Genomic DNA, 23,226 nt, shown 5'->3' with positions numbered 1-23,226 from the left:
TGCGGCGAGCCGCGGTTATTTGGTCAGGATCAACCGGTCGCGCGCGGTGATGCGCAGGCGATAGGCCTCGCCAAGATGCATCAGGATGATCTCGCGCCCCTCGCCCAGAAGCTGCTTGACATCGACGACCGGAATTTCGCCGCGCTCTTGCGTTGCGGCGGGCTTCGGCGTCGAACCGGAGGGTGGCACGGAATTCATCGAGGAAGACCTGAGGCGATAGCCCGAAAGCGCGGATGACAAGGCGGCGCCGGTCTTCGAGGGGTCCATTGTTTTGAATAAAACTAAATCAAAACAGTATCTTGACCAGCGCATGACTTACGCTGGCCGGAGCGGAGCCGTCAACCGGAAGGGCGCCGGTCGGGCAGTCTCGCGTTGAAAACGCCGTCATTCCGGACAAGCGCGGCTGCGCCGGGACCGGCGGACGCGTCTTGGTCGCAGTGGTCGGAAACCTGCGGCCACTCGGAGCAGCGTCAGGGCAGGACGACGACCGGCGTGCCCATGCGGACGCGGGCGTAGAGGTCGACGACATCCTCGTTGTACATGCGAAAGCAGCCATAGGAGGCGGAGGTGCCTACTGTCCTGGGCATGTTGGTGCCGTGGATGGCGTATTCGCCGCCGGGTCCAAGCCCGATGACGCGTGCGCCCATCGGGTTGCGCGGCGAGCCGCCGGGGATGACGTCGGGCAAATTGGGATTGTCGCGCTTCACCGAAGCCGGCGGGCTCCAGGCCGGATCGACCTGAAGCTCCTCGACATATTTGACGCCGCGCCATTGCTTGCCGGCCTTGCCGACGGCGATCTGGTAGCGGATCGCGGTGCCCGGTGCGTTGACGAAATAGAGCCGCCGCTCGCTGGTGCGGATCACGATCGTGCCGGGCTGATAGCGCGCATCGGGCGCATCCACGAGTTCGCGCGCCTGCGCCGGGCGGGTGGCGAGGACGACGAGGAACAGCGACATCGCCGCCGCCAGCAGAAAGTCGATCGGAGCGTGGCGTCTGGTCACGATAGGTCTCCCGCCGGGTCACGTTGCGGGAGATGTCGCGCCTCTTCGGTGAATCGGCGGTTGAGCAACATGGTGAAGCGCCGATTCACGATGAATCGCCGGTAAACCGTCGCGCCCTTAGCCGCGCAGCGCCTTCATCCTGTCGAGCGCCATATCGATATCGGCCTCGGACAGGGCGACGCCGAAGCCGAAGCGCAACACGTCGGCGCGATGGTCGGTCGCGATGCCAAGCCCGGCGAGCGTCGTTTCGAGCTCACCGGCGCGTGCCGTCCGGAACGCCAGGAAATTGCCGTGGCTGTCGGGCCGCTGCAACGGCGTGATCAGCGCGGCGCGCGACAATTCGGCCAGCCCGAGCCCATCGAGCCTTGTCAGAAAGCGCTCGATCAAGGCGATGGCGTGGTCATGGACGCGCGCGGCGTCCAGGTTTTCGCTTTGCATCCAGTCCAGCACGGCGCGCATCCGGTAGAGGCCGGACGGGTCGAAGGTCGCGCCCATGAAGCGGCCGCCATCGGCGGGGTAACCGATCGTGCTGCCCGCCGGCGCGGCGAGCGCTCCGAAGGCTGCAAACCAGCCGGTGTCGCGCGGGCGCGGGCCGTAACCCGGCGGGCAGTGCATGAAGCAGCAGCCTTCGCCGGCCATGGCGTATTTGTAGCCGCCGGCGAGATAAAAGGCGCGCCCGGCGATGCCTGACAGATCTGTCGGCAGCGCGAGATAGCCGTGATAGCCGTCGATCGCGATCAGGGTGTCGGGCGACGGCACGGCCCCGACGAGGGCTGCGAGATCGCCCGTCGTCGCGCCCGAGCTGAACAGCACCTGGCTGAGATAGATCAGGTCGTGGCCGCCGGCCGCGATCGCCGCGCCAAGCCGCTCGTGCAGGCTGGCGAAGGGTTCGGCGGCGACCTCCTCAAGCACGATCAGCCCATCCTCGGCGAGGCGATGCAGCTGTCGTCTCGCGGTGTGGAACTCCGCCCCCGTCGTCAGCACGCGCGGAATCCGCGTCGTCTGCAGGCAGGAGAGCAGCCGGCGCAGGAATTCATGCGTGTTGGGCGCAAAGGCGATGGTGGAGGGATCGGGCAGGGTGAGGTAGCGGGCGATGCCGGCCTGGACGGCTGGAACGAGTTCGCCGAAGACGACATCCCATTTCTCGCCGGCATGAACGGCTGCATCCATCCAGGCCAGGCCCTGCGCCGCGAAGGTGACGTCGGGCCAGTCGTGATGGCTGTGGGCGGCGAGGTTGATGCGCTCAGACCTTGCCGCGCGGAAGCGCGTGAAATGGCCCGTCCAGTCGCCAGCGCCACCCATCAGGCCGCTCCGTAGCTGAAGCCCATGCGCCTGCGCACATCCTCGGGCAGGGCCGGCAGATCGCGGCGGCTGAGCAGATAGGTCGAGAGGTGGAAAAGGTCGATGAAGATGCGGTGCTTTTCGGCGGTCGCCTTGAGATAACCGGAGCCCGAGGAGCCGCCGGTGCCGGGCCTGACGCCGATCATGCGTTCGACCATCAGCGCGTGACGCAGCCGCCACAGCGTCAGACTCTCGTCGATGTCCATCAGCGCCTGCAGCAGGCGGAAGGGCAGCTGCAGCACCGGCATGTCGCGATAAAGCGAGATGAACAGGGCGGCCTCGATCGCGCGCGGCGACATCCGCCAGGTCGCATTGGCGGCGTCGGGTGCAAACAGCGCCTGAAAGCGCGCGAGCGCCTTCTCGATCGCGGCCGCGTCTTCGACCCGCTGCGGCTCGGGCAGGGACGCATCGGCCCCGACCCGACCGGCGTCGCGCTTCAGCGCCGCGATCACGGCAGCCCGGTAGCTCTCGCGGAAATTATAGTCGCCCAGCGCCACGAAGGGCGTGCGCGAGAGCCAGGCGTCGAGCTGGCCGAGCAGCGCGGGGCTACGGTCGGCGACAAGCTTTTCGCGGTCTTCCGGCGCCAGCCGGTCGCGCATGTGCTGGTCGTCGATCCGGATGCGGATGGTCTCGTTCAGGCCGAGTCTCGCCTCGATCAGCCGGAACTGCACGGACTGGAAGCCCGAGGCCGGCGTCAGCAGGTCGCGGAATTCGAGGAAGCCGGCCGGCGTCATCGTCTCCAGCACGTCGAGCTGGCCGACGAGCAGCTTCAGGATCTCCTTGATGCGCGTGAGCCCCGCGACGATGCGCCCGAGATGCTCGTCGGCGACGGGGCTTGCCGCGAAATCGTCCTGGATCAGGTCGAGTTCGTGCAGGACCTGGCGAAACCAGAGCTCATAGGCCTGGTGGACGATGATGAAGAGCATCTCGTCATGGGCCGGCGCGCCGAGCCTCACGCTTTCGGGGCTCTGGCAGGAGAGCAGCCGGTCGACCTGGAGATAGTCGCCATAGGACAATCTGCGCGGCGATTCCGTCATGGCCCTCGTCCCGTCCGATATCGAATTATTTCAAGCTTAAAATAATAACATCGGGCGATCAAGCGCACCGAAAGCCGCGCAAAGCCTGCCCGATCACGCCGGCATCGCGGCCTCGTGACGCCGATCACGCAGTCGCGCATTGCTCCACCCGCCCCGGGCCGGGAGGGTGGCGACCGGAAGGCGGCGCTCGCCCCTGACAGGTTCTGGCGCCGATCGCTGTCAGAGAAGGGGAACGTCGGCTGCCCGCCCGCGTTTGGCGCGGAGATAATCCAGCGCAGCCCATCCGCCGGTCGTCGGCATCGCATGTTTCGAGGCAAGGCATGAACCAGCAATCCCTGAAACCGTCCGGCGGCGCGTCCGTGCAGTCGGATGCCATGAAGCTCCAGCGTTTCGCCTCGCTTCAGGACTGGCGTCGCCAGATCGCGGACCTCTACGCGGCCGTCAGGACAATGCAGCCGGAGGCGGCGTAGACGCAGTGGCGCACGGTGCGCGACCGGCTCTTCCGCGAGCATGCGCAATCGCCGCTTGCTGCTGCGCGTCGCGCAGGCTTTGGCGGCATCAGCTATTTCGACTACGATCCCGCCTTACGTTTCGAGGTGGGCGTCGTTCCGGCCGTCGACCGCGAGACGATCGCGGTCGAAGCCGGCAAGGACGGCCTGATGACCCTCGTGCCCTATGCCCTGACGGACGGCCTTGCCGGGCCTCTCGGCAAGGAACTGACGCTGTACTGGATCGACGGCTATGGCGGCGGCACCTTCCTGCCCTTCGGCGACGCCAGCAATGGCCGCGAGACCTTCGCGGGCGGCCGCTATCTGCTCGACACGATCAAGAGCGCCGACCTCGGCGCAACCTCCGACGGCCGGCTGATCCTCGACTTCAATTTCGCCTTTTACCCGTCCTGCGCCTATTCCGAAGCCTGGGTCTGTCCGCTTTCGCCCCATGAGAACCGGCTGCCGTCGCCCGTATTCGCGGGGGAGCGCGGCCCCGCCCGCTAAAGCCGGCCGCACATCGCTTCGGGGGCGGCGGCGTTTCGGTCCGTCATCACTTTTTTGTATCCGGATATCCCGGTCCTGTTATCGGCGCGGCTTCGGCAGGCAAAGGCTGGCGGCTCGATTCTCTCGAATTCGGCCGCTTTCACGGTTTTTTCCACGCCATCGATCGAGAAGCGGCATGACCAAGGGTCATATCCCGCCTTTTTTGCGCCATGGAATTGACTGACAGCGAGGGCCTTCCCGAGAGCGAGAGCCATGGCGCCGCGTCCGAATAACCGTTTGTTAACCATGGGCGCGCACCCTGTTTCATGCATGGCGGTCCTCCTTTGATCGACCCGGTCGATCAAAGGAGGACCTCGCCAGCTCATCGCGCGCACCGGGAGGCGCGCGATGACGATGTGTCAGATGTCCCGATGCTGGATGTCGATATGGCAGGGCAGCTGACTCTCGAACGGACAGCTTTCTCCGCCTCGGAGCCGGCGACTCCTGCTATCGCCGCCGAGATCATCGCCGTCGAGCGTTCGCCCGTCGCCCAGGCCGGGCTCGTCGCTGGGCTGATGCTCGCGCTGCGCTTCGTGCAGGCGCGCTTTCTTTCCGTCTGGGGCCTGCTCGTCGCCGCGGCCTTGTGTCCGGCGCAGGTCTTCGCCGATTTCGCGCTGTTTTCGGCGCTGGCCAATTTCGTTTCGATCGCGACGCTGATGCGGTTCGAGGCCGTCTTTTTCCAGAACAGCGGGCGCGACCGCCTGGCGCGGGCTTTCCGGCTCGCATTGGCGGCCGGCGCTCTCTTCATGGCGCTTGCGACCTCCGCCATCATGGTGGCCGGCGTCGCCGGCTGGGTCGTGGCGAGCTACGGCTTCGTCTTCCTGATCTCGCTGGCGAGCCGCGCCGTGATCCGGCTGGTCGCGGCGGAAGCGACGGCGGAGGGCGATTTCGCCGCGATAGGCAACAACAACGTCGTCCAGGCGCTGGTGCAGCCGGGCATGATGGTCGTGCTGATCGGCACGATCGGCGCCACCTCGCTCTCGCTTTTCGCCGCTGACGCGATCGGCCATCTGACGTCGGCGATCTATCTCGTCTGGAGGCGGCGCAAGGCCCTGTCCTGGCTTATCCGAACCGAAGCGTGGTCGAAGGCCGAACTGCGGGAATCGGCGAGTCGCTGGCGCGCCGCGCCGCGGCTTCTGCTGCCTTCTGCGCTGCTGGCCTTCGGCTTCATGGTGGTGCCGCTGCTGGTGCTGCCCTATGCGACCAACCCGCTGCTGGCCGCCCATGTCGCGCTGGCGATGCGGCTGCTCGAAGTGCCCACGCAGATGTTTTCCGCGGTCTCGGTGCCGCTTGTGCTGTCGAGCCTGCGGGCGCGCACGGTCGGGGATCGGCAATCCTGGGTGCGCTTCATGACGGTCTGCTTATTGGGCGCCGCCACGGCTGTGTTTGCAGGCATCGCCCTGGTGTCGCTACTCGCCGATTTCGTGCTCGACGGCACGCAATGGGAGGGCATCGGAGAGATCGTCGCGATCATGGCGCTGTTTTATGGCGGCGTCGCGCTGGTGACGCCGCTGCACGAGATCGCGGCGCTGTCACGCCATCCCCACCGCCAGGTCGCCACCAACGCCGTGGCGCTTCTGGGCGTTGCGCTCGTGATGGTCTGGTTCGGCACGCTCTCGCTGGCGCTGCTCGTCGCGATCGGCATGGTCTCGATCGCACGGATGCTGGCGCATGTGCAGTTCGCCTGGACGCGGTTTGGCGCGGAAGGCGCGGTCGGCGCCCGCTGAACTGCTCGCCTATTCCCGCCGGATGATCCTGTCGGCGATCAGCGACGACAGGAAGCCCGGCCTGAACTCGCGCTCCAGCCGTTCGGGATCGTAATCCTTCGCGACCCAGTCGAGGAAAGCGACGCCCCTGGCCTGCCCATCGCGCCGATAGGTCTCGAAGAAGGCGTCGAGAATCCCGGTCTTGGCGAAGCGGAAATGGCCGTAGCGCAGCGAGAGCTGCTTAATGGCTTCGTCCAGTGGGCGCTGCTCATGGATCAGCAGATAGAGCGCGGCGAAAAAGCCGGCCCGGTCCGCTCCGGACTTGCAATGCACCAGCGCCGGCTCGGTCAGGCCGGCGAAGAACGCTTTCGCTCCGAGGATGGTCTCCCGCTCGGGCGCGCCGCGCGAGCGCAGCACGAAATCGACCAGCGCGACGCCATGGCGCTCGCAGGCCTCGCGCTGCAGCGGCCAGGAGCCGTGCTCGCGGCCGCCGCGCAGGTTGACGATGGTCCTGACGCCCTCGCGCGCAAACCGGGCGATCTGTCCGGGCGCGGGCTGCGCCGCGCGCCAGAGCTTCGGCGTGACGCGATGGGCGTTGAGATAGGCCAGCCGGAAGATGCCGTGATCGACCAGCAGCATATTGGCCCAGGCGCGCAGACGATCGACGCCGCCGCCGATCGGCCGGTCCCAGCGCGCGATCCGGGCCATGCGCCGGGCATAGCGTTCCTCGTCGGGGCGCAGACGGTTCAGCACGGGCGGACCCGTCGGATCTGGCGGCCGCAACGGCCCGGTGCGCGAGATGTCATGTCGGCCCGATACCAGCGGGGGCGGAATCGTGCAAATCGGCCAGCTTCACCATGACGCAAAGGTCGGGCTTGGCCTTTGGCTTGCGAACCCGCATAAGACGCCCGGTTTCAATCCTGACAGGTTCTAGACACATGCGCCTCGACGCCATCTCCATCGGCAAAAATCCCCCCGACGAAGTCAATGTCGTCATCGAGGTGGCGATCGGCGGCGAGCCGATCAAGTACGAGATGGACAAGGAAGCCGGCACGCTCTTCGTCGACCGCTTCCTCTACACGCCGATGCGCTATCCCGGGAATTACGGCTTCATCCCGCATACGCTGTCGGAGGATGGCGACCCCTGCGACGTGCTCGTCGCCAATACGCGCCCGCTGATCCCCGGCTCCTATATCGCGGTCCGGCCGATCGGCGTCATGATGATGCAGGACGAGGCCGGCGGCGACGAGAAGATCATCGCCGTGCCCGTGCCCAAGCTGACCAAGCGCTACGAGAACGTGCACAACTACACCGACCTGCCCAAGATCACGCTCGACCAGATCCAGCACTTCTTCGAGCACTACAAGGATCTCGAGCCCGGCAAATGGGTCAAGCTGATGGGCTGGGGCGACGCCGCCAAGGCCAAGGCGCTGATCCTCGAGGGCATCGAGCGGGCGAAGGCCGCAAAGGCGTAACAGAGTCATTCTCGGACGGCGCGCAGCGACGAGCCGAGAATCCCTGGCAAGAGATGGTCGGTTCAAGACCGACCATGACGCGCTTCACGCAGCGACCGCCTCCCCCAGCGCCACCACGCGCCTGGCCATCTCCGCATGCAGCAGCTCGACCATCCGGCCGTCGAGCTGGATCGCGCCCTTACCGGCGTTTTCGGGCAGGGCGAAGGCTGCGATGATCGCGCGCGCCCTTGCAAGCTCGGCCTCGTCGGGCGCGAATACGGCGTTGGCAGTCGCGACCTGGCCGGGATGGATCAGCGTCTTGCCGTCGAAGCCGAGATCTCGCGCCTGCTCGCATTCGGCAAGGAAGCCAGCCTCGTCCTTGAGATCGTTGTAGACGCCGTCGACGATGTCGATGTCATGGGCCCGCGCCGCCAGCAGCGCTGTCGTCAGCCAGGGCAGCATCGGCGCGCGGCCCGGCACGAAGCGCGCGCGCGTCTCCTTGGCGAGGTCGTTGGTGCCCATCACGAAGCAGGAAAGCCGGGTGCCGGGCATGCGGGCGGCGCGCGCGATCCGTTCGGCGTCGAGGATCGCCAGCGGCGTCTCGATCATCGCCCAGATCCGGATCGCGGGCGAGGCCCACAGGCCGGTCAGGAGCGCGCCCACCCTGGCCAGCGTTTCGGGGCTCGATACCTTCGGGATCAGGATCGCGTCGGGCTTCGCTTCCGCCGCCGCAGCGAGATCGGCTGCAAACCACGGCGTGTCCAGCCCGTTGGTCCGGATCACCAGCTCGCGCCGGCCATAGCCGCCGGCCTTGACGGCGGCGCAGACCTGCGCGCGCGCCATCTCCTTGGCGTCGGGCGCGACCGCGTCCTCGAGATCCAGGATCAGTGCGTCGGCGGCGATATCGCGGGCCTTCTCGAGCGCGCGCGCATTCGAGCCGGGCATATAGAGGACGCTGCGGCGCGGACGGATCGTGGTCATGGTCTGGTTTCCTGACGGCGGATCGCCGCTCTTCGCTGCACTGCACACTAGACGTGACGCGCATGCAACGTCAGTTCTGCGAAAGGCGAATGAAGGAGCGCGGCGATGGTCTGGGTTGCGGGCGTGGATGGCTGCGCAGGGGGCTGGATCGTGGCTTTTTGCGATCCAGAGCGACGAGATGAGCCCGTCATTCAGACGTTCGCGCTGTTCGCGGATATCCTGACGAGCGAGTTCGCGCCGAAGATCGTGGCAGTCGATATGCCCATCGGTCTGCCAGACAGGGTCGAGGGCGCTGGCCGCGGCCCGGAACAGGCAGCCAGACGAGTTCTGGGTCGAAGGGCTTCATCTGTTTTCAGCATTCCGTCTCGCGAGGCCGTCTACGCCGTCACGCGCCCGCTAAACGGAATGGCTGAAATCAAGGCCGGTCACGATCAAGCAGGCGACGTTGCAAGCCAGACATCGCGCCCTCCCAAGCGTTGCACGAGACAGGCTTTCATGATTTTCCCAAAAATCCGGGAGATCGATGGCTTGCTGAGAGACGAGCCCGATTTGCGGGCGCGTGTCAGAGAGGTTCACCCCGAGATCGCGTTCTGGACGATGAATAGCGAAAAGCCGCTCAATTTTAGTAAGAAGGCGATCGCCGGCGAGGAAGAGCGTGCTGCATTGTTGGCTTCGCAGGGCATTTCGTTGGCGCTCCTAGCTCGACCAGCGCCTTACGGAGCGAAACGGGACGACATGCTGGATGCGCTGGCTGGTCTGGTCGTCGCTAGACACATCGCGGCCGGACATGAGCGGTCCTTCCCCGACAACCCTGAACACGATAGCCACTGCATTCCGATCGCGATCTGGACCTACCCGCTTACCCGACCATAGATACAGGACACCGCCATGACCGACCGCCCCGTCCCGCGCGAGATGATCGAGGCCGCCGCCGCGCGCATCGTCGGCCACGCCCGCATCACCCCGGTGATGCGGCTGGGCACGGGCGCCTTCGGCTCGTCTGCAGACATCTCGCTGAAGCTCGAAGCCTTACAGCATGCCGGCTCGTTCAAGACGCGCGGCGCCTTCAACAACCTGCTTTCGCTGCCTGTCCCCGCATCTGGCGTCGCCGCCGCGTCCGGCGGCAATCACGGTGCCGCGGTCGCCTATGCGGCCCGGGAGCGCGGCGTCAAGGCGACGATCTTCGTGCCGGAGATTTCGCCGGCCGCCAAGATCGAGGCGATCCGCCGCTTCGGCGCGGATGTCCGCATTGGCGGCGCGCAATATGACGACGCCCAGGCCGCCTGCGACGCCTTCGTCGCGGACACAGGCGCGCTGAAAATCCACCCCTTCGCGGCGAGGGAAACCATCGCTGGCCAGGGCACGCTCGGGCGCGAATGGGATTTGCAGGAGCCCGATCTCGACACCGTGCTCGTCGCGGTCGGCGGTGGTGGGCTGATCTCGGGGATCGCGGCCTGGTTTGCCGGCACGAAGGTCAAGGTCGTCGGCGTCGAGCCGGAAGGCTCGCGCGCCCTGCAGGCGGCGCTGGAGGCCAACGGGCCGGTCGAGGTCAAGGTCGCCTCGGTCGCGGCCGATTCGCTGGGCGCGCGCAATGTCGGGCCGCTGGTCCACGCGGTCTGCAAGGACACCGTCGACCATGTCGCGCTGGTGCCGGACGCCGCGATCACGCAGGCGCAAGGCGTGCTCTGGCGCGATTTCCGGCTTGCGGTCGAGCCGGGCGGGGCGGCGGCGCTGGGAGCGCTGCTCTGCGGGGCCTACAAGCCGGCGCCCGGCGAGCGGCTGGGCGTGCTGGTCTGCGGCGCGAATGTCGATCTTGGGAAGCTCGCCACGCTGGTCGGATAAGGCGCTGGAACAATCCCTCTCCGGGAGGGAGAGGGTTCCCTGCGCCTTGGCTTTCCGCGACGAGAGGCGTTGGCACTGGACGCCTTGCCCCGTGGCTGCGCACACTCTCCGCGTGCAAGCCGAGTGTGAGCCGATGTCAGAACCCGCGCCCAAAACCAATCCCGGCCGCTTCTTCGAGGATTTCCGCCTCGGCGAGACCATCGTGCATGCGACGCCGCGCACGGTCACGGCCGGCGACGTCTCGCTCTACACCGCCTCATACGGGCCGCGTTTCGCCGTTCAATCCTCGGACGCCTTCGCCAGGGCGATCGGCTATCCAGCCGCGCCGGTCGACGATCTGCTGGTCTTCCACATCGTCTTCGGCAAGACCGTGCCCGACATCTCGCTGAACGCGGTCGCCAATCTCGGCTATGCCGATGGCCGCTTTCTGAGGCCGGTCTTTCCGGGCGACACGCTGGCGACCACATCCGAGGTGATCGGTCTGAAGCAGACCTCGGCGGGCGACGCCGGCATCGTCTATGTCCGTTCGATCGGCCGCAACCAGCGCGCCGAGATCGTGCTGAGCTATGCGCGCTGGGTGCTGGTGCGCAAGCGCCAGCCGGGCACCGCCGCCCATGCCGAGCAGGTGCCGGAGCTGCCGGCGGCCGTGATGCCCGAAGAACTCGGCGAGGGCTGCCCGTCTCTGGCAACCGCGTTCTATGACGATTCGCTGGCCGGCTCGCCCTTCCGCTGGCACGATTATGCCAAGGGCGAGCGCATCGACCATGTCGACGGCGTCACGGTCGAGGAGGCCGAACACCAGATCGTGACGCGGCTCTACCAGAACACCGCCAAGGTGCATTTCGACGCCTATTCCGCCCGCGAGACCCGCTTCGGCAAGCGCCTGATCTATGGCGGGCACGTCATCAGCCTGGCGCGGGCGCTGTCCTTCAACGGCCTCGGCAACGCCTTCCACATCGCGGCGATCAATGGCGGCCGGCATGTCTCGCCGCTTTTCGCCGGCGACACCGTTTTTGCCTGGAGCGAGGTGCTGGAAGTGGCCGAACTGCCGGGCCGCGCTGATGTCGGTGCGCTGCGGCTGCGCCTCGTCGCGACCAAGAACCGGCCCTGCGGCGAGTTCCCGTTCAAGCATGACGGTGACCATTACGACGACGGCGTCATCCTCGATTTCGACTACTGGGCGCTGCTGCCGCGGTGAACCGGTCGAGGAAAAGTTACACATTCTGAAATCTGTAACCAGTCAACATCCCATCGCATTGCAGCAACGTGCCGGTTTCGCTACAGAGCCAGTCACTCTAGAACGATCCCAAATGGATGGCGGGCCGGCTTTCAGGCCCTGATGAGCGAGCGGAGAGATCATTTGGCCGAGGTCAAACAGGCGGCGCGCCCGCTTTCGCCGCATCTCCAGATCTACCGCTGGTCCTGGACGATGGCGATGTCGATCGCCCATCGCGTCACCGGCTGCGCGCTCTATGCCGGCACGCTCCTGATCGCCTTCTGGCTGGTCGCCGCGGCGTCGGGGCCCGCAGCCTTCGCCACGGCACAGGCCGTCGCCGGCTCGATCCTCGGGCGTCTCGTCCTGTTCGGTTACACCTTCGCGCTGCTGCATCACATGGTCGGAGGTCTCAGGCATTTCGTCTGGGACATGGGCCATGGCTACGATCCGCAGACGCGGATGAACCTTGCGAAATACAGCGGCATCGTTTCGGGCGGGCTCACCCTGCTCGTCTGGATCGTCGCCTACACAGCCCGCTGAGGAGGCAAGACCGATGTCGTCCAACTCCTCCATGCGCACACCTCTGGGTCGCGTTCGCGGCCTCGGCTCGGCCAAATCGGGCACCGGGCATTTCTGGCTCCAGCGCGTCACCGCCGTGGCCAATGTCATCCTGACGGTCATCTTCCTCGGGCTGGTGATTTCGCTCTTCGGCAAGCCCTACGCCACTGCGATGGCCACTCTGTCGCACCCGCTGGTGGCGATCCTGATGCTGCTCTTCACCGTATCTGGTCTGGTGCACATGCGATTGGGCATGCAGGTCGTCATCGAGGACTACATCCATGGCGAGGGCCTCAAGATCGCCGCCGTGATGGCCAACACCTTCTTTGCGATCGCGGTCGGCGCGGCCTGCGTCTTCGCGCTGCTGAAGCTCTCTTTCGGAGGCTGATCTCAATGGCGATCACCAGGAACCGTTCGACGGCGGCCTATACCGGGCAGGCCTACCAGATCACCGACCACACCTTCGACGTCGTCGTCGTCGGCGCGGGCGGGGCCGGCCTTCGCGCCACCGTCGGCTGCTCTCAGGCCGGCCTGAAGACCGCCTGCATCACAAAAGTGTTTCCGACGCGCTCCCATACGGTCGCGGCGCAGGGCGGTGTCGCCGCTTCGCTCGGCAATATGGGCAAGGACACCTGGCAGTGGCACATGTATGACACCGTCAAGGGGTCGGACTGGCTCGGCGACCAGGATGCGATCGAATACCTCGTGCGCAATGCGCCCGCCGCCGTCTACGAGCTCGAGCACTGGGGCGTGCCGTTCTCGCGCACCGAGGCCGGCAAGATCTACCAGAGGCCGTTCGGCGGCATGACCACCGAATTTGGCGAGGGGCCGCCGGCCCAGCGCACCTGCGCGGCCGCCGACCGCACCGGCCATGCCATGCTGCACACGCTCTATGGCCAGGCGCTGCGCTACAACACGGAGTTCTTCATCGAGTACTTCGCCATCGACCTGATCATGGACGAGGACGGCGCCTGCCGGGGCGTGATCGCGCTCAAGCTCGACGACGGCACGCTGCACCGCTTCCGTTCGAAGATGGCGATCATGGCGACCGGCGGCTATGGCCGCGCCTACTTCTCCGCGACCTCGGCCCATACCTGCACCGGCGACGGCAACGCCATGGTGCTGCGCGCCGGTCTGCCGCTGCAGGACATGGAGTTCGTGCAGTTCCACCCGACCGGCATCTATGGCGCGGGCTGCCTGATCACCGAGGGCGCGCGCGGCGAAGGCGGCTATCTGACGAATTCGGAAGGCGAGCGCTTCATGGAGCGCTATGCGCCCTCAGCCAAGGACCTCGCCTCGCGCGACGTCGTCTCACGCTCGATGACGATGGAGATCCGGGGCGGGCGCGGCGTCGGCAAGAACAAGGACCACATCTACCTGCATCTCGACCATCTCGACCCGAAGATACTGCATGAGCGCCTGCCGGGCATCTCGGAGAGCGCCAAGATTTTTGCCGGCGTCGACGTGACCCGCGAGCCGATCCCGGTGCTGCCGACGGTGCATTACAACATGGGCGGCATCCCGACGAACTTCCACGGCGAGGTCCTGACCAAGGTCGACGGCAATGCCGACACGGTGGTGCCCGGCCTGATGGCGATCGGCGAGGCGGCCTGCGTCTCCGTGCATGGCGCCAACCGCCTCGGCTCGAACTCGCTGATCGACCTCGTGGTCTTTGGCCGCGCGGCCGGCCTGCGCTGCGCCGAGATCGTGACGCCGGGCGAGAAGCAGCCCGAACTGCCGAAGACCTCGGCCGACCTGGCGTTGACGCGCCTCGACAGGTTCCGCAACGCGTCGGGCAACACGGCGACGGCCGAATTGCGCGGGCGCATGCAGAAGACGATGCAGGACAACTGCGCGGTCTACCGCACCGGCGAGACGCTCGAAGAGGGCCACAAGCAGATCCACGAGGTCTGGGCCGGCATCGAGGACATCAAGACCACCGACCGCTCGCTGATCTGGAATTCCGACCTGATCGAGACGCTCGAATTCGACAATTTGATCACCCAGGCCGTGGTGACGATGGATTCAGGCCTCAACCGCCCCGAAAGCCGCGGCGCCCACGCCCGCGAGGACTACCCCAACCGCGACGACAAGGACTGGATGAAGCACACGCTCGCCTGGGTCGATGACGAGAAGCGCACGGTGACGCTGGATGATCGCCCGGTGCACACCTACACGCTCTCGAACGACATCGAGTACATCAAGCCCAAGGCGCGGGTGTATTGAGGGGGATGGGCCGATGCGGCCTCTCGCAACGATTGGGCACAATAGAAGGGGCGGAGGGCGAATGTACGCGATCGTTTTCGATTTCGATACTCAGACGCTTGAACAGCTCTATCCAAACCAGTCTTGGCGCAACGCTTACACCGATGTTCGTGGCTATCTGACGTCACGAGGTTTCGAGTGGAAGCAAGGCAGTACCTATTTTGGCGACGATACGGTCGATGCAGTGCGCTGCGTGACGGTCGTTCAGAGACTGGCAAAGAAGTATTCTTGGTTCACGCCCTCGGTTCGCGACATCCGCATGCTCAGGATCGAGGAAAATAACGATCTTATGAGCGCTCTCGCCGACGAGGACGACGAATAGTAATGGCTGAATTCAACCTCCCCCAAAACTCCCGCCTCGTCGAAGGCAAGGCCTGGCCCAAGCCCGCCGGGGCCAAGCTGACCGAGTTCAAGGTCTATCGCTGGAACCCCGACACCGGTGAAAATCCGCGTACAGACACCTATTTCGTCGACCGCGAGGATTGCGGGCCGATGGTTCTGGATGCGCTGATCTGGATCAAGTCGAAGATCGACCCGACGCTGACCTTCCGCCGCTCCTGCCGCGAGGGCATCTGCGGCTCCTGCGCCATGAACATGGACGGCAAGAACGGGCTGGCCTGCACCACCGGCATCGACGAGTGCGGCGCGAAGGGAAAAGTCGCGATCTACCCGCTGCCGCACATGCCGGTGATCAAGGACCTCGTCCCCGACCTGACCAATTTCTACGCCCAGCATGCGTCGATCGAGCCCTGGCTCAAGACGACGACGCCCTCGCCCGAGAAGGAATGGTCGCAGGCCAAGGACGACCGCGAGAAGCTCGACGGCCTCTATGAGTGCATCCTCTGCGCCTGCTGCTCGACCTCCTGCCCGAGCTACTGGTGGAACGGCGACCGTTATCTCGGCCCGGCCGCGCTGCTGCAGGCCTATCGCTGGCTGATCGATTCGCGCGATGAATCGACCGGCGAGCGGCTCGACAATCTCGAGGACCCGTTCCGGCTGTATCGCTGCCACACGATCATGAACTGCGCCAACGCCTGCCCGAAGGGGCTGAACCCGGCCAAGGCGATCGCCGAGGTCAAGAAGATGATGGTGACGCGGCAGGTGTGAAGGCCGCATCGCGGACCTAAACGCGCCGTCATTCCGGACAAGCGGCGAAGCCGCGCCGATCCGGAATCCATCATCGAGAACGGCCGAGTCCTACGATGGATTCCGGGTCTCCGCTTCGCTGCGCCCGGAATGACGGCCTGATTGGCGACGCTACAGATATCGCCCCGGCGAGAACGGCTTCGGGTCGACCGGCGGCGTCTCGCCGCAGATCAGCGCCGCCAGGATCTCGCCCGTGATCGGCCCGGTCGAGAAGCCGATATGATGGTTGCCGAAGGCGAGCCACAGGCCGGGATGGCGCGGGGCCTCTCCGATCATCGGCAGCGAATCCGGCAGCGTCGGCCGCGCGCCGCGCCAGGTCGGCTCGTCCACGACGTCGCCGAGCGGGAAAGCCTCGCGGGCGCTCATCGTTACCGCATCGATCTGGCGGTGGTTGTCGGGCGCATCGCGCGGACTGAGATCGACGCCGCTGGTGATGCGAAAGCCCTGCTCCATCGGCGCCATGAAATAGGCGGCGTCGGCGTCGTAGACCGGGCGCGACAGGCTGGCTCCAATTTCGGGCCGCAAATGGCGGTGATAGCCGCGCTCGACATCGAGTGGGGGCTTGAGGCCGAGAGGGCGCAGCAGGTCGGCGCTCCAGGGGCCGAGCGCAACGATGGCGAGATCGGCATCGACAGGGCCGACTGAGGTCTGCGCGCGCCAGCCCTCGCCATGGCGCGACAGGCCCTCGATCTGCGCTCGCATGATCGTGCCGCCACGGCTTTCAAACAGCGCGGCATAGGCTGCGACGACCGCGCCGGGCGAATCGACCGAAGCGTTCGACGGGATCAGCAAACCCGCCGGGAAAATCGGCTTCAGATGCGGTTCGAGGCCGGAGATCGCCTGCCGGTCGAGGAGCTCCGAGGCGATACCGTGCCGGCTGAGGAAATCATGCTCGGCTTTGGCCGATGCGTGTCCGGCTTCCGTCCGCCACAGCTTCAGCGTGCCGGTCTCGCGCAGACGATGGCTGATGCCCGCCTCCGCCATCAGCGCGCGATGCATCGGCACAGTCTGCGAGGTCAGCGAATCCAGCGCGGCGACGCGCGCCGCGAGCCGGCCGGGCCGCGCCTCCAGCAGGAACCGCAGCAGCCAGAGCGGCGTCGCGAGCAGGCGGCGTAGATCGAGATGCAGGGCCGGGCTGCGATTGCCGAGATAGGCCGGCAGGCTCTTCCACAGCGAGGGGTTGTTGAGCGGCACGATCGAGGAGCGCGCCAGCACGCCGGCATTGCCGTAGGAGGTCTCGTGGCCGGGCTCGCGCCGGTCGAGCAGCGTCACGGTGAGCCCGCGCTTCCGCAGCGCGAGCGCGCAGGAGACGCCGACCATGCCGGCGCCGAGAACGAGAGCATGGCGCGAAGAAATGGGAACCGGTTTTTCGGCCAACGCCATATTCACTTCAAACAGCGCTGCGACTCACGCCAAAGCGGGCTCGGCCGGGACCTTCAGCCAATGGTCGAGGAAACCGTCGAGCCAGGCGCGTATCGCCGGGTCGTACTGGTACCAGCCGTCAAGATGCATGTGGCGCAGCTGCGCGCCGGGCATCAGCGTGCGCTCATGGCCGCGAACGCCCCAGCGGCACATCATCGCCGGCGTTACCTCCGGATGGAACTGGATGCCGTAGCAGCGCGATTCCGCCCGGATCGCCTGCACCGGGAAATCGCCGCCGGTGGCGAGGCATTCGGCCCCTTCGGGGCAGTCGAAGCCGTCGCGGTGCCATTGATAGACGGTCCCGGGCCAGGCGAAGCCGGCTTCCGCCGCATGGTTCACGCCGGCTTCAGTCTGGTCGAGCTTGTAGTAGCCAACCTCGGCGCGGCCCTCGCCATGGGTATAGACCCGCGCGCCAAGATGCTTCGCCATCATCTGCGCGCCCAGACAGATGCCGAGGAAGGGCGCGTCCTCCTTCAGGCAGGTGCCGATCCAGTCGGTCTCGGTCTTGACGAAATCGTCGGGGTCGTTGGCGCCCATCGGGCCGCCGAAGATCACTGCGCCGGCATGCTCGCGCATCGTTACCGGCAGCGGTTCGCCATAGCGCGGTTTGCGGATGTCGAGCGCATGCCCGCGCGCCTGCAGCAGCCGGCCGACGCGACCCGGCGTCGAATGCTCCTGATGGAGCACGATCAGGACGGGCTTGAGCGGGGGATTCGGGATGCGGGGCGCGGCGGCGGAACGCGCCTTTCGGCGGGCGGGGAAGCGGAATGACTGGTCGTTCATCGCAGGCGTCAAGACCGTTTGCCGAAGCTGCACTGTCCGGGACGGACGAAGCGCCGCATCATCGGCCGAGAATGCAGTCCCATCAGGAACCTAGCAAGCAATTTATGCGCCATGAAAACGCATGGCCGAGCCTCGTTTCGCGGCTTTCTCGGCGACGGCGGGCCTTCCGGAAACACGCCGAGACAATCGTGTTCTTGACTCGGCGACGGAATTCCCGCATGAGAATGAACGTTCATTCTCATTACTGGACTTCTCCTTTGCCGCCCCATCTCGTCGCTTTGGCGCCAGACAGCGCTCCCTCGCAGCGCCAGACCCGCATTCTCGATGCGGCCGAACGCGTCTTCGCGCGCGCCGGCTTCCATGCCGCGACGATGAACGATGTCGCCGTCGAAGCCGGGATGAGCCCTGGCAATCTCTACCGTTACTTCGCTTCCAAGGACGCCATCATCGCCGGCATGGCCGAGCGCGACCGCACCATGATCGCCGCCGATTTCGCAAGCCTCGATCCGGCCAAGGGCAAGCTGCTCGACCAGCTCGACGCACTTGGCCGCCGCCATCTCGTCGACGAGCCGCGCGAGAAGGCGATCATCGCCCTGCAGATCTGGGCCGAGGCCGCGCGCAATCCGCAGATGGCGAGCATGTGCGCCGCGATCGACGGCACCGTGATCGGCGGGCTCGCGGCGGCGATCGCCGGAGCCAAGGCCAGCGGCGAATTGCCTGCCGATCTCGACGATGCGCGCTTCCTGCAGGCGATCTTCATGATGGCCGACGGCTTCTTCTGCCGGCGCGCCATGGACCCTGCCTTTGATGCCGCGATGGCGGCCGAGACGCTTTTTGCCGCCATGCGCGGGCTGGCCCAGGTGCTGCGGCTGCCCGCGCCGGACGAGGCGCGGCCATGACCACGAACCCCGTTGCTTCTCAATCCGTTTTCGCCATGAAGGCCCGCCCGATGTCTCGTAATCTCTCCGTCTCGCGTCTTGCCGGCATCTCGCTGCTGGCGCTGGCCGCTTCGGTTGCGCCGCTGGTCGCGCAGACGACCGCGCCTGCTCCGGCTGCGGCGAGCGCCGGCCCCTCCGTCACCGTGACCACCGCGAAGGTGACCGAGATCGTCCAGAGCGTCGTCGTCTCCGGCTCGATGATCGCGCGCGACGAGGTTCTGGTCTCGCCCGAAATCGACGGGGTGCAGGTGGTCGAACTGCTGGCCGAGGAGGGCGACAAGGTCACCGCCGGCCAGGTGCTGGCGCGGCTCTCGCGGGTGACGCTCGAGGTGCAGAAGACCCAGAACGACGCGCAGATCGCCCGCGCCGAGGCGGGAATCGCGCAGTCCAACGCCCAGATCGTCGAGGCGCAGGCCAATCTCGTCGCCGCCAACAATAATTTCGACCGCACCAAGGCGCTGCGCAGCAGCGGCAACGTCTCCAACGAGACTTATGACCAGCGCGACGCCGCCGCGCGCGCGGCCGAAGCCAAGCTGAACTCGTCGCGGCAGGCGCTGGCGATCTCGACCGCCGATCTCCAGCTGGCGAAAGCGCAGGGGCGCGACATTGAGGTCAAGCTCGGCCGCACGCAGATCAGGGCGCCGGCCGCCGGCATCGTCAGCAAGCGCTATGCGCGGCAGGGCGCGATGGTCGCGATGGCGGCCGTCGACCCGCTGTTTCGCATCATCGCCGATGGCGCGATCGAGCTTCAGGCCGATGTCGCCGAGGTCGAGTTGCCGGGCCTCAGGGTCGGGCAGGGCGTCGCGGTTCTGCCCGCCGGCGCGACGACGCCGCTCGAAGGCACGATCCGCCTGATCGCGCCCGAAGTCGACAAGGCCTCGCGGCTCGGCAGGCTGCGGGTCTCGCTCAAGGGCAATCCGCCGATCGCGATCGGCTCGTTCGCGCGTGGCGTCATCGAGACCGGTCGCAAGACCGCCGTCACGCTGCCGCTCTCGGCGATCACCTACGCCCGCACCGGCGCGACGGTGCAGAGCGTCAGCGAGGGCAAGGTGACGACGAAGAAGGTCACGCTCGGGCTCGTCGGCGACGGCCGCGCCGAGATCGCGTCCGGCCTCGCTGAGGGCGAAACGGTGGTGGCGCGCGCCGGCACCTTCGTGCGCGACGGCGACGTGATCACGCCGGTCGCGACGAACTGACGGGCAGGAGCGCAATCCCCGTGAACATCAACTTCTCCGCCTGGTCGATCCGCAAGCCGGTTCCCGCGATCCTGCTCTTCGTCGTGCTCTGCGTGCTCGGGCTGCTGTCCTTCTCGAAGCTGCCGGTGACGCGCTTCCCCAATATCGACGTGCCGCTGGTCTCGGTGACGGTGACCCAGTCGGGCGCGGCGCCTGCCGAACTCGAAAGCCAGGTCTCCAAGCGCGTCGAGGACGCCGTCGCCAACATCACCGGCGTCAAGCATGTGCTGTCGACCCTGACCGACGGCTCTTCGGTGACGGTGATCGAGTTCCGGCTCGAAACCAACACCGACCGTGCCGTCAACGACGTCAAGGACGCCATAGCCAAGGTCAGGGCGGACCTGCCGCGCACCATCGACGAGCCGATCATCCAGCGCATCGATGTCGAGGGCCAGTCGATCATGACTTTTGGCGCGTCCTCGGCGGGGATGACGCTGGAGCAGCTCTCCTGGCATGTCGACGATGTCGTTGCGCGCGAATTGCAGGGGCTGAAGGGCGTCGGCCGGATCGACCGCTTCGGCGGCGTCGACCGCGAGATCCGCATTTCGCTCGACCCCGACCGGCTGCTGGCGCTGGGCACCACGGCCGGCGAGGTCAACCGCCAGATTCGCGCCACCAATGTCGATCTCGCCGGCGGGCGCGGCGAGGTCGGCGGCCAGGAGCAGGCGATCCGGACGCTCGCCGGCGCGCGCACGGTGGCGGAGCTTGCCGAAACCAAGATCACGCTGACCGGCGGGCGCGAGGTGCGCCTCAAGGAGCTCGGCCGTGTCGAGGATTCGAATTCCGAGCCGCGCTCCTTCGGCCGTCTCGACAAGCGGCCGGTCGTCTCCTTCGCCGTATTCCGCTCGAAGGGTTCGAGCGAGCTTTCGGTCAAGGATGTCGTCGCCGCCCGTATCGCCGAGCTCAACAAGCGCTATCCCGACATCGTCCTGAAGCCGATCGACGACGCCGTCGCCTACACCTACGGCAACTACAAGGCCGCGATGGAGACGCTGATCGAGGGCGCGGCGCTGGCCGTGCTCGTCGTCTTCCTGTTCCTGAAGAACTGGCGGGCGACGCTGATCACGGCGATCGCCCTGCCCCTCTCGGCCATCCCGACCTTCTGGGCGATGGAGCTGATGGGCTTCTCGCTCAACCTCGTCAGCCTGCTCGGCATCACGCTGGTCACCGGCATCCTGGTCGACGACGCCATCGTCGAGATCGAGAACATCGTCCGGCACATGCGCATGGGCAAGTCGCCCTATCGCGCCGCGATGGAGGCGGCCGACGAGATCGGGCTCGCGGTCATCGCGATCACGCTGACGATCGTGGCGATCTTCGCGCCGGTCTCGTTCATGGGCGGCGTCGCCGGGCAGTATTTCCGTCAGTTCGGCCTCACCGTCGCGGTCGCCGTGCTGTTCTCGCTTCTGGTCGCGCGGCTGATCACGCCGATGATGGCGGCCTATCTGATGAAGCCGGTGAAGCATGCCGACCCCAGGGACGGCCTCGTCATGGGCAGCTATGTCGGCCTGCTCCGGGGCACGCTGGCGACTTTGCGCATTCCGCTGCTGCCGCGCCTGGACGGCAGCGGGCGCTGGCGCAGGCTGCCGCTCAACATGGCCTATGTCACGCTGCTGGTCGGCTTCGGCTTCCTGTTCATGTCGATCAAGGCCACCGCGCTGCTGCCGACCGGCTTCATTCCCGACGAGGACACCTCGCGTGTCGTGGCCTCGGTCGAACTGCCGCCGGGCTCGACGCTGGAGGACACCCGCGTCGCCACCGACCAGGTCGTCGACCGCTTACGCGAAATCCCCGAGGTAACGCAGGTCTTCGTGCTCGGCGGCTCCTCGCCGACCGGCCAGCGCGAGGTCCGCCGCGCCGCCGTGACGATCAAGCTGCTGCCGAAGGCGGAGCGCAAGGCGCGCCAGAAGGACCTCAAGGTCGTCATCGCCCGGAAACTCGCCGGCGTGGCGGACACCCGCGCCTGGTATGTCAACGAGCGCGGCGAGCGCGAAATGGCCTTCTCGATCCTGTCGAAGGACGGGGCGGCGCTGGACGAGGCGGTGGCGCGCATCGAGAGCCGGATGCGCAAGGTCGACGGCTATCTCAACGTCGCGACCTCCGGCTCGCTCAGCCGGCCGGAGCTGCGCGTCACGCCCAAGCTCGAACAGGCCGCCAATCTCGGCGTCACGCCCGAGGCAATCTCGGAGGCCGTCCGCGTCGCCACCATCGGCGATGTCGGCGCCAACCTCGCAAAATTCAACGCCGGCGACCGGCTGGTGCCGATCCGCGTCCAGCTCGACGAGGCCGCCCGCGCCGACATCCGCAACATCGCGGCCTTGCGCGTCACCAACACCAACGGCGTCTCGATCCCGCTGACGGCGGTCGCCGAGATCGGCTTCGGCGAGGGGCCGAGCTCGATCGACCGCTATGACCGCGTCCGCCGCGCCGCGATCGGCGCCGACCTGAAGCGCGGCTTCGAGCTCGGCACCGCGCAGGAGACCTTCAACCAGATCGTCCGCGAGGTCGGCCTGCCCGACGGCGTGCGCATCGCCGCCACCGGCGACGCCGAGATCCAGGGCGAGGTCGTGCAGGGCTTCATCACGGCGATGGCGACCGGGCTGATGCTCGTCTTCACGGTGCTGATCCTGCTGTTCGGCTCGGTCTTCCAGCCGATCACGATCCTGCTCTCGCTGCCGCTCTCCTTCGGCGGCGTCGTGATCGCGCTGCTCGCCACCGACAAGCCGGTCTCGATGCCGGTCTATATCGGCCTGCTCATGCTGATGGGCATCGTTACCAAGAACGCGATCATGCTGGTCGATTTCGCGGTCGAGGAGATGGCGCGCGGCAAGGACCGCCGCACCGCGCTGCTCGAAGCCGGCCGCAAGCGCGCCCGCCCGATCGTGATGACGACGATCGCGATGGCGGCGGGCATGCTGCCCTCCGCCTACGGCGTCGGCGACGGCGGCGAGTTCCGCGCCCCGATGGCGATCGCGGTGATCGGCGGCCTCTTGGTCTCGACCGTGCTCTCGCTCGTCTTCGTGCCGTCCTTCTACGCGGTGATGGACGACCTCCAGCGCCTCGTGAGCTGGGTCTTCGGCCGCTTCTTCAGCAAGCCCGAGGACGAGAGCCAGTGGGAGGCGATGGGCGAACACGCGACGCCGCACGGCACGCCGGGCGAAGCCAGCGCAAGGGCAATGACGAAGCTCCCGCCGCCGAGACTGGCGGCGGAGTGAGGGGCGATATAAGAAGGCTTGATACCCTGCGTCGATTTTCGGCAATCAAGCT

Annotated in this window: 24 protein-coding genes; 15 read left to right on the top strand and 9 right to left on the bottom strand. The window is 66.7% G+C overall.

What is annotated here, in order from left to right; translation table 11 throughout:
- Positions 1 to 15: 15 nt before the first annotated feature.
- The 4 genes from hemP to AC1DZY_RS21580 all read right to left on the bottom strand — a co-directional run bounded on the left by hemP (position 16) and on the right by AC1DZY_RS21580 (position 3,379).
- Positions 16 to 198, bottom strand: a complete 183-nt coding sequence (gene hemP, locus AC1DZY_RS21595; RefSeq protein ID WP_476822215.1) for a hemin uptake protein HemP — start codon at positions 196 to 198, stop codon at positions 16 to 18.
- A 272-nt stretch (positions 199 to 470) separates the two neighbouring features.
- Positions 471 to 956, bottom strand: a complete 486-nt coding sequence (locus tag AC1DZY_RS21590) for a L,D-transpeptidase (RefSeq protein WP_476822273.1) — start codon at positions 954 to 956, stop codon at positions 471 to 473.
- Positions 957 to 1,118: 162 nt separating this feature from the next.
- Positions 1,119 to 2,303, bottom strand: coding sequence for an aminotransferase class V-fold PLP-dependent enzyme (locus AC1DZY_RS21585; RefSeq protein WP_476822214.1), 1,185 nt, complete (start codon positions 2,301 to 2,303; stop codon positions 1,119 to 1,121).
- Positions 2,303 to 3,379, bottom strand: a complete 1,077-nt coding sequence (locus AC1DZY_RS21580; protein WP_476822213.1) for a tryptophan 2,3-dioxygenase family protein — start codon at positions 3,377 to 3,379, stop codon at positions 2,303 to 2,305. The genes AC1DZY_RS21585 and AC1DZY_RS21580 overlap by 1 nt, the downstream gene beginning before the upstream one ends.
- Before the next feature lie 320 nt (positions 3,380 to 3,699).
- On the opposite strand from AC1DZY_RS21580, the gene AC1DZY_RS21575 reads away from it, so the two are divergent.
- The gene (locus AC1DZY_RS21575) at positions 3,700 to 3,849 is read left to right on the top strand and encodes a hypothetical protein (RefSeq protein WP_476822212.1); all 150 of its coding nucleotides are present in this window, start codon (positions 3,700 to 3,702) and stop codon (positions 3,847 to 3,849) included.
- A 15-nt stretch (positions 3,850 to 3,864) separates the two neighbouring features.
- Positions 3,865 to 4,374, top strand: a complete 510-nt coding sequence (locus tag AC1DZY_RS21570; RefSeq protein WP_476822211.1) for a DUF1684 domain-containing protein — start codon at positions 3,865 to 3,867, stop codon at positions 4,372 to 4,374.
- Here the strand turns inward: AC1DZY_RS21570 and AC1DZY_RS21565 are convergent.
- Positions 4,371 to 4,628 (bottom strand): hypothetical protein, encoded by a 258-nt coding sequence (locus AC1DZY_RS21565; RefSeq protein ID WP_476822210.1) that lies wholly within the window; start codon positions 4,626 to 4,628, stop codon positions 4,371 to 4,373. The two genes, AC1DZY_RS21570 and AC1DZY_RS21565, sit on opposite strands and share 4 nt — an antisense overlap.
- Before the next feature lie 156 nt (positions 4,629 to 4,784).
- Between AC1DZY_RS21565 and AC1DZY_RS21560 the strand changes: the two genes are divergently transcribed.
- Complete coding sequence (locus AC1DZY_RS21560; protein ID WP_476822209.1) at positions 4,785 to 6,140, top strand: hypothetical protein; 1,356 nt, start codon at positions 4,785 to 4,787, stop codon at positions 6,138 to 6,140.
- Between the two features lie 9 nt (positions 6,141 to 6,149).
- On the opposite strand, the gene AC1DZY_RS21555 is transcribed toward AC1DZY_RS21560, so the two are convergent.
- Positions 6,150 to 6,872, bottom strand: coding sequence for a fused DSP-PTPase phosphatase/NAD kinase-like protein (locus AC1DZY_RS21555; RefSeq protein WP_476822208.1), 723 nt, complete (start codon positions 6,870 to 6,872; stop codon positions 6,150 to 6,152).
- 185 nt (positions 6,873 to 7,057) lie between these two features.
- On the opposite strand from AC1DZY_RS21555, the gene ppa reads away from it, so the two are divergent.
- Positions 7,058 to 7,594, top strand: coding sequence for an inorganic diphosphatase (gene ppa / locus AC1DZY_RS21550; protein ID WP_476822207.1), 537 nt, complete (start codon positions 7,058 to 7,060; stop codon positions 7,592 to 7,594).
- An 84-nt stretch (positions 7,595 to 7,678) separates the two neighbouring features.
- Here the strand turns inward: ppa and AC1DZY_RS21545 are convergent, their stop codons facing one another.
- Positions 7,679 to 8,554: an HpcH/HpaI aldolase/citrate lyase family protein gene (locus AC1DZY_RS21545; protein WP_476822206.1), complete on the bottom strand. Its 876-nt coding sequence runs from the start codon at positions 8,552 to 8,554 to the stop codon at positions 7,679 to 7,681.
- A 105-nt stretch (positions 8,555 to 8,659) separates the two neighbouring features.
- On the opposite strand from AC1DZY_RS21545, the gene AC1DZY_RS21540 reads away from it, so the two are divergent.
- The 8 genes from AC1DZY_RS21540 (at position 8,660) to AC1DZY_RS21505 (ending at position 15,542) form a co-directional block, all read left to right on the top strand.
- Positions 8,660 to 9,427 carry a DUF429 domain-containing protein gene (locus AC1DZY_RS21540; RefSeq protein ID WP_476822205.1) on the top strand — a complete coding sequence of 256 codons (768 nt, stop codon included), beginning with the start codon at positions 8,660 to 8,662 and terminating at the stop codon, positions 9,425 to 9,427.
- Positions 9,428 to 9,442: 15 nt separating this feature from the next.
- A complete protein-coding gene (locus AC1DZY_RS21535) occupies positions 9,443 to 10,396 on the top strand; it encodes a threonine/serine dehydratase (protein ID WP_476822204.1) in 954 nt (317 codons plus the stop codon).
- Between the two features lie 133 nt (positions 10,397 to 10,529).
- Positions 10,530 to 11,594: a MaoC family dehydratase gene (locus AC1DZY_RS21530; RefSeq protein WP_476822203.1), complete on the top strand. Its 1,065-nt coding sequence runs from the start codon at positions 10,530 to 10,532 to the stop codon at positions 11,592 to 11,594.
- A 141-nt stretch (positions 11,595 to 11,735) separates the two neighbouring features.
- Entirely contained in the window at positions 11,736 to 12,152 is a 417-nt protein-coding gene (gene sdhC, locus AC1DZY_RS21525) for a succinate dehydrogenase, cytochrome b556 subunit (protein WP_476822202.1), read from the top strand.
- Positions 12,153 to 12,165: 13 nt separating this feature from the next.
- On the top strand, positions 12,166 to 12,558 hold the full coding sequence (sdhD, locus tag AC1DZY_RS21520; protein WP_476822201.1) for a succinate dehydrogenase, hydrophobic membrane anchor protein: 393 nt from the start codon (positions 12,166 to 12,168) through the stop codon (positions 12,556 to 12,558).
- 5 nt (positions 12,559 to 12,563) lie between these two features.
- The gene (gene sdhA / locus AC1DZY_RS21515) at positions 12,564 to 14,396 is read left to right on the top strand and encodes a succinate dehydrogenase flavoprotein subunit (protein ID WP_476822200.1); all 1,833 of its coding nucleotides are present in this window, start codon (positions 12,564 to 12,566) and stop codon (positions 14,394 to 14,396) included.
- Between the two features lie 61 nt (positions 14,397 to 14,457).
- The gene (locus tag AC1DZY_RS21510) at positions 14,458 to 14,757 is read left to right on the top strand and encodes a virulence factor (protein ID WP_476822199.1); all 300 of its coding nucleotides are present in this window, start codon (positions 14,458 to 14,460) and stop codon (positions 14,755 to 14,757) included.
- 2 nt (positions 14,758 to 14,759) lie between these two features.
- Positions 14,760 to 15,542: a succinate dehydrogenase iron-sulfur subunit gene (locus AC1DZY_RS21505; protein WP_476822198.1), complete on the top strand. Its 783-nt coding sequence runs from the start codon at positions 14,760 to 14,762 to the stop codon at positions 15,540 to 15,542.
- A gap of 150 nt (positions 15,543 to 15,692) precedes the next feature.
- On the opposite strand, the gene AC1DZY_RS21500 is transcribed toward AC1DZY_RS21505, so the two are convergent.
- The gene (locus AC1DZY_RS21500) at positions 15,693 to 16,964 is read right to left on the bottom strand and encodes an NAD(P)/FAD-dependent oxidoreductase (RefSeq protein ID WP_476822197.1); all 1,272 of its coding nucleotides are present in this window, start codon (positions 16,962 to 16,964) and stop codon (positions 15,693 to 15,695) included.
- 24 nt (positions 16,965 to 16,988) lie between these two features.
- A complete protein-coding gene (locus AC1DZY_RS21495; RefSeq protein ID WP_476822196.1) occupies positions 16,989 to 17,786 on the bottom strand; it encodes a glutamine amidotransferase in 798 nt (265 codons plus the stop codon).
- Positions 17,787 to 18,010: 224 nt separating this feature from the next.
- Between AC1DZY_RS21495 and AC1DZY_RS21490 the strand changes: the two genes are divergently transcribed.
- The 3 genes from AC1DZY_RS21490 to AC1DZY_RS21480 are packed head-to-tail and all read left to right on the top strand — an operon-like array spanning position 18,011 to position 23,174.
- Positions 18,011 to 18,685, top strand: a complete 675-nt coding sequence (locus AC1DZY_RS21490; RefSeq protein WP_476822195.1) for a TetR/AcrR family transcriptional regulator — start codon at positions 18,011 to 18,013, stop codon at positions 18,683 to 18,685.
- Complete coding sequence (locus AC1DZY_RS21485) at positions 18,682 to 19,920, top strand: efflux RND transporter periplasmic adaptor subunit (RefSeq protein WP_476822194.1); 1,239 nt, start codon at positions 18,682 to 18,684, stop codon at positions 19,918 to 19,920. Before AC1DZY_RS21490 ends, AC1DZY_RS21485 begins: the two co-directional genes overlap by 4 nt.
- A gap of 20 nt (positions 19,921 to 19,940) precedes the next feature.
- The gene (locus tag AC1DZY_RS21480) at positions 19,941 to 23,174 is read left to right on the top strand and encodes an efflux RND transporter permease subunit (protein WP_476822193.1); all 3,234 of its coding nucleotides are present in this window, start codon (positions 19,941 to 19,943) and stop codon (positions 23,172 to 23,174) included.
- The last annotated feature ends 52 nt before the right edge of the window (positions 23,175 to 23,226 follow it).

It is taken from the genome of Allobosea sp. P2_A10 (genome assembly GCF_056405115.1).
This window is presented reverse-complemented; position numbering and strand designations above follow the sequence as displayed.

Coding starts and splice junctions, on each gene's coding strand:
- AC1DZY_RS21575 (WP_476822212.1), top strand. CDS start 3,700: ATGAACCAGCAATCCCTGAAACCGTCCGGCGGCGCGTCCGTGCAGTCG.
- AC1DZY_RS21495 (WP_476822196.1), bottom strand. CDS start 17,786: ATGAACGACCAGTCATTCCGCTTCCCCGCCCGCCGAAAGGCGCGTTCC.
- AC1DZY_RS21560 (WP_476822209.1), top strand. CDS start 4,785: ATGCTGGATGTCGATATGGCAGGGCAGCTGACTCTCGAACGGACAGCT.
- AC1DZY_RS21590 (WP_476822273.1), bottom strand. CDS start 956: ATGTCGCTGTTCCTCGTCGTCCTCGCCACCCGCCCGGCGCAGGCGCGC.
- sdhA (WP_476822200.1), top strand. CDS start 12,564: ATGGCGATCACCAGGAACCGTTCGACGGCGGCCTATACCGGGCAGGCC.
- sdhC (WP_476822202.1), top strand. CDS start 11,736: ATGAGCGAGCGGAGAGATCATTTGGCCGAGGTCAAACAGGCGGCGCGC.
- AC1DZY_RS21510 (WP_476822199.1), top strand. CDS start 14,458: ATGTACGCGATCGTTTTCGATTTCGATACTCAGACGCTTGAACAGCTC.
- AC1DZY_RS21535 (WP_476822204.1), top strand. CDS start 9,443: ATGACCGACCGCCCCGTCCCGCGCGAGATGATCGAGGCCGCCGCCGCG.
- AC1DZY_RS21580 (WP_476822213.1), bottom strand. CDS start 3,379: ATGACGGAATCGCCGCGCAGATTGTCCTATGGCGACTATCTCCAGGTC.
- AC1DZY_RS21565 (WP_476822210.1), bottom strand. CDS start 4,628: ATGGCTCTCGCTCTCGGGAAGGCCCTCGCTGTCAGTCAATTCCATGGC.
- AC1DZY_RS21540 (WP_476822205.1), top strand. CDS start 8,660: ATGGTCTGGGTTGCGGGCGTGGATGGCTGCGCAGGGGGCTGGATCGTG.
- sdhD (WP_476822201.1), top strand. CDS start 12,166: ATGTCGTCCAACTCCTCCATGCGCACACCTCTGGGTCGCGTTCGCGGC.
- AC1DZY_RS21530 (WP_476822203.1), top strand. CDS start 10,530: ATGTCAGAACCCGCGCCCAAAACCAATCCCGGCCGCTTCTTCGAGGAT.
- AC1DZY_RS21490 (WP_476822195.1), top strand. CDS start 18,011: ATGAACGTTCATTCTCATTACTGGACTTCTCCTTTGCCGCCCCATCTC.
- AC1DZY_RS21545 (WP_476822206.1), bottom strand. CDS start 8,554: ATGACCACGATCCGTCCGCGCCGCAGCGTCCTCTATATGCCCGGCTCG.
- hemP (WP_476822215.1), bottom strand. CDS start 198: ATGAATTCCGTGCCACCCTCCGGTTCGACGCCGAAGCCCGCCGCAACG.
- AC1DZY_RS21485 (WP_476822194.1), top strand. CDS start 18,682: ATGACCACGAACCCCGTTGCTTCTCAATCCGTTTTCGCCATGAAGGCC.
- ppa (WP_476822207.1), top strand. CDS start 7,058: ATGCGCCTCGACGCCATCTCCATCGGCAAAAATCCCCCCGACGAAGTC.
- AC1DZY_RS21505 (WP_476822198.1), top strand. CDS start 14,760: ATGGCTGAATTCAACCTCCCCCAAAACTCCCGCCTCGTCGAAGGCAAG.
- AC1DZY_RS21585 (WP_476822214.1), bottom strand. CDS start 2,303: ATGGGTGGCGCTGGCGACTGGACGGGCCATTTCACGCGCTTCCGCGCG.
- AC1DZY_RS21500 (WP_476822197.1), bottom strand. CDS start 16,964: ATGGCGTTGGCCGAAAAACCGGTTCCCATTTCTTCGCGCCATGCTCTC.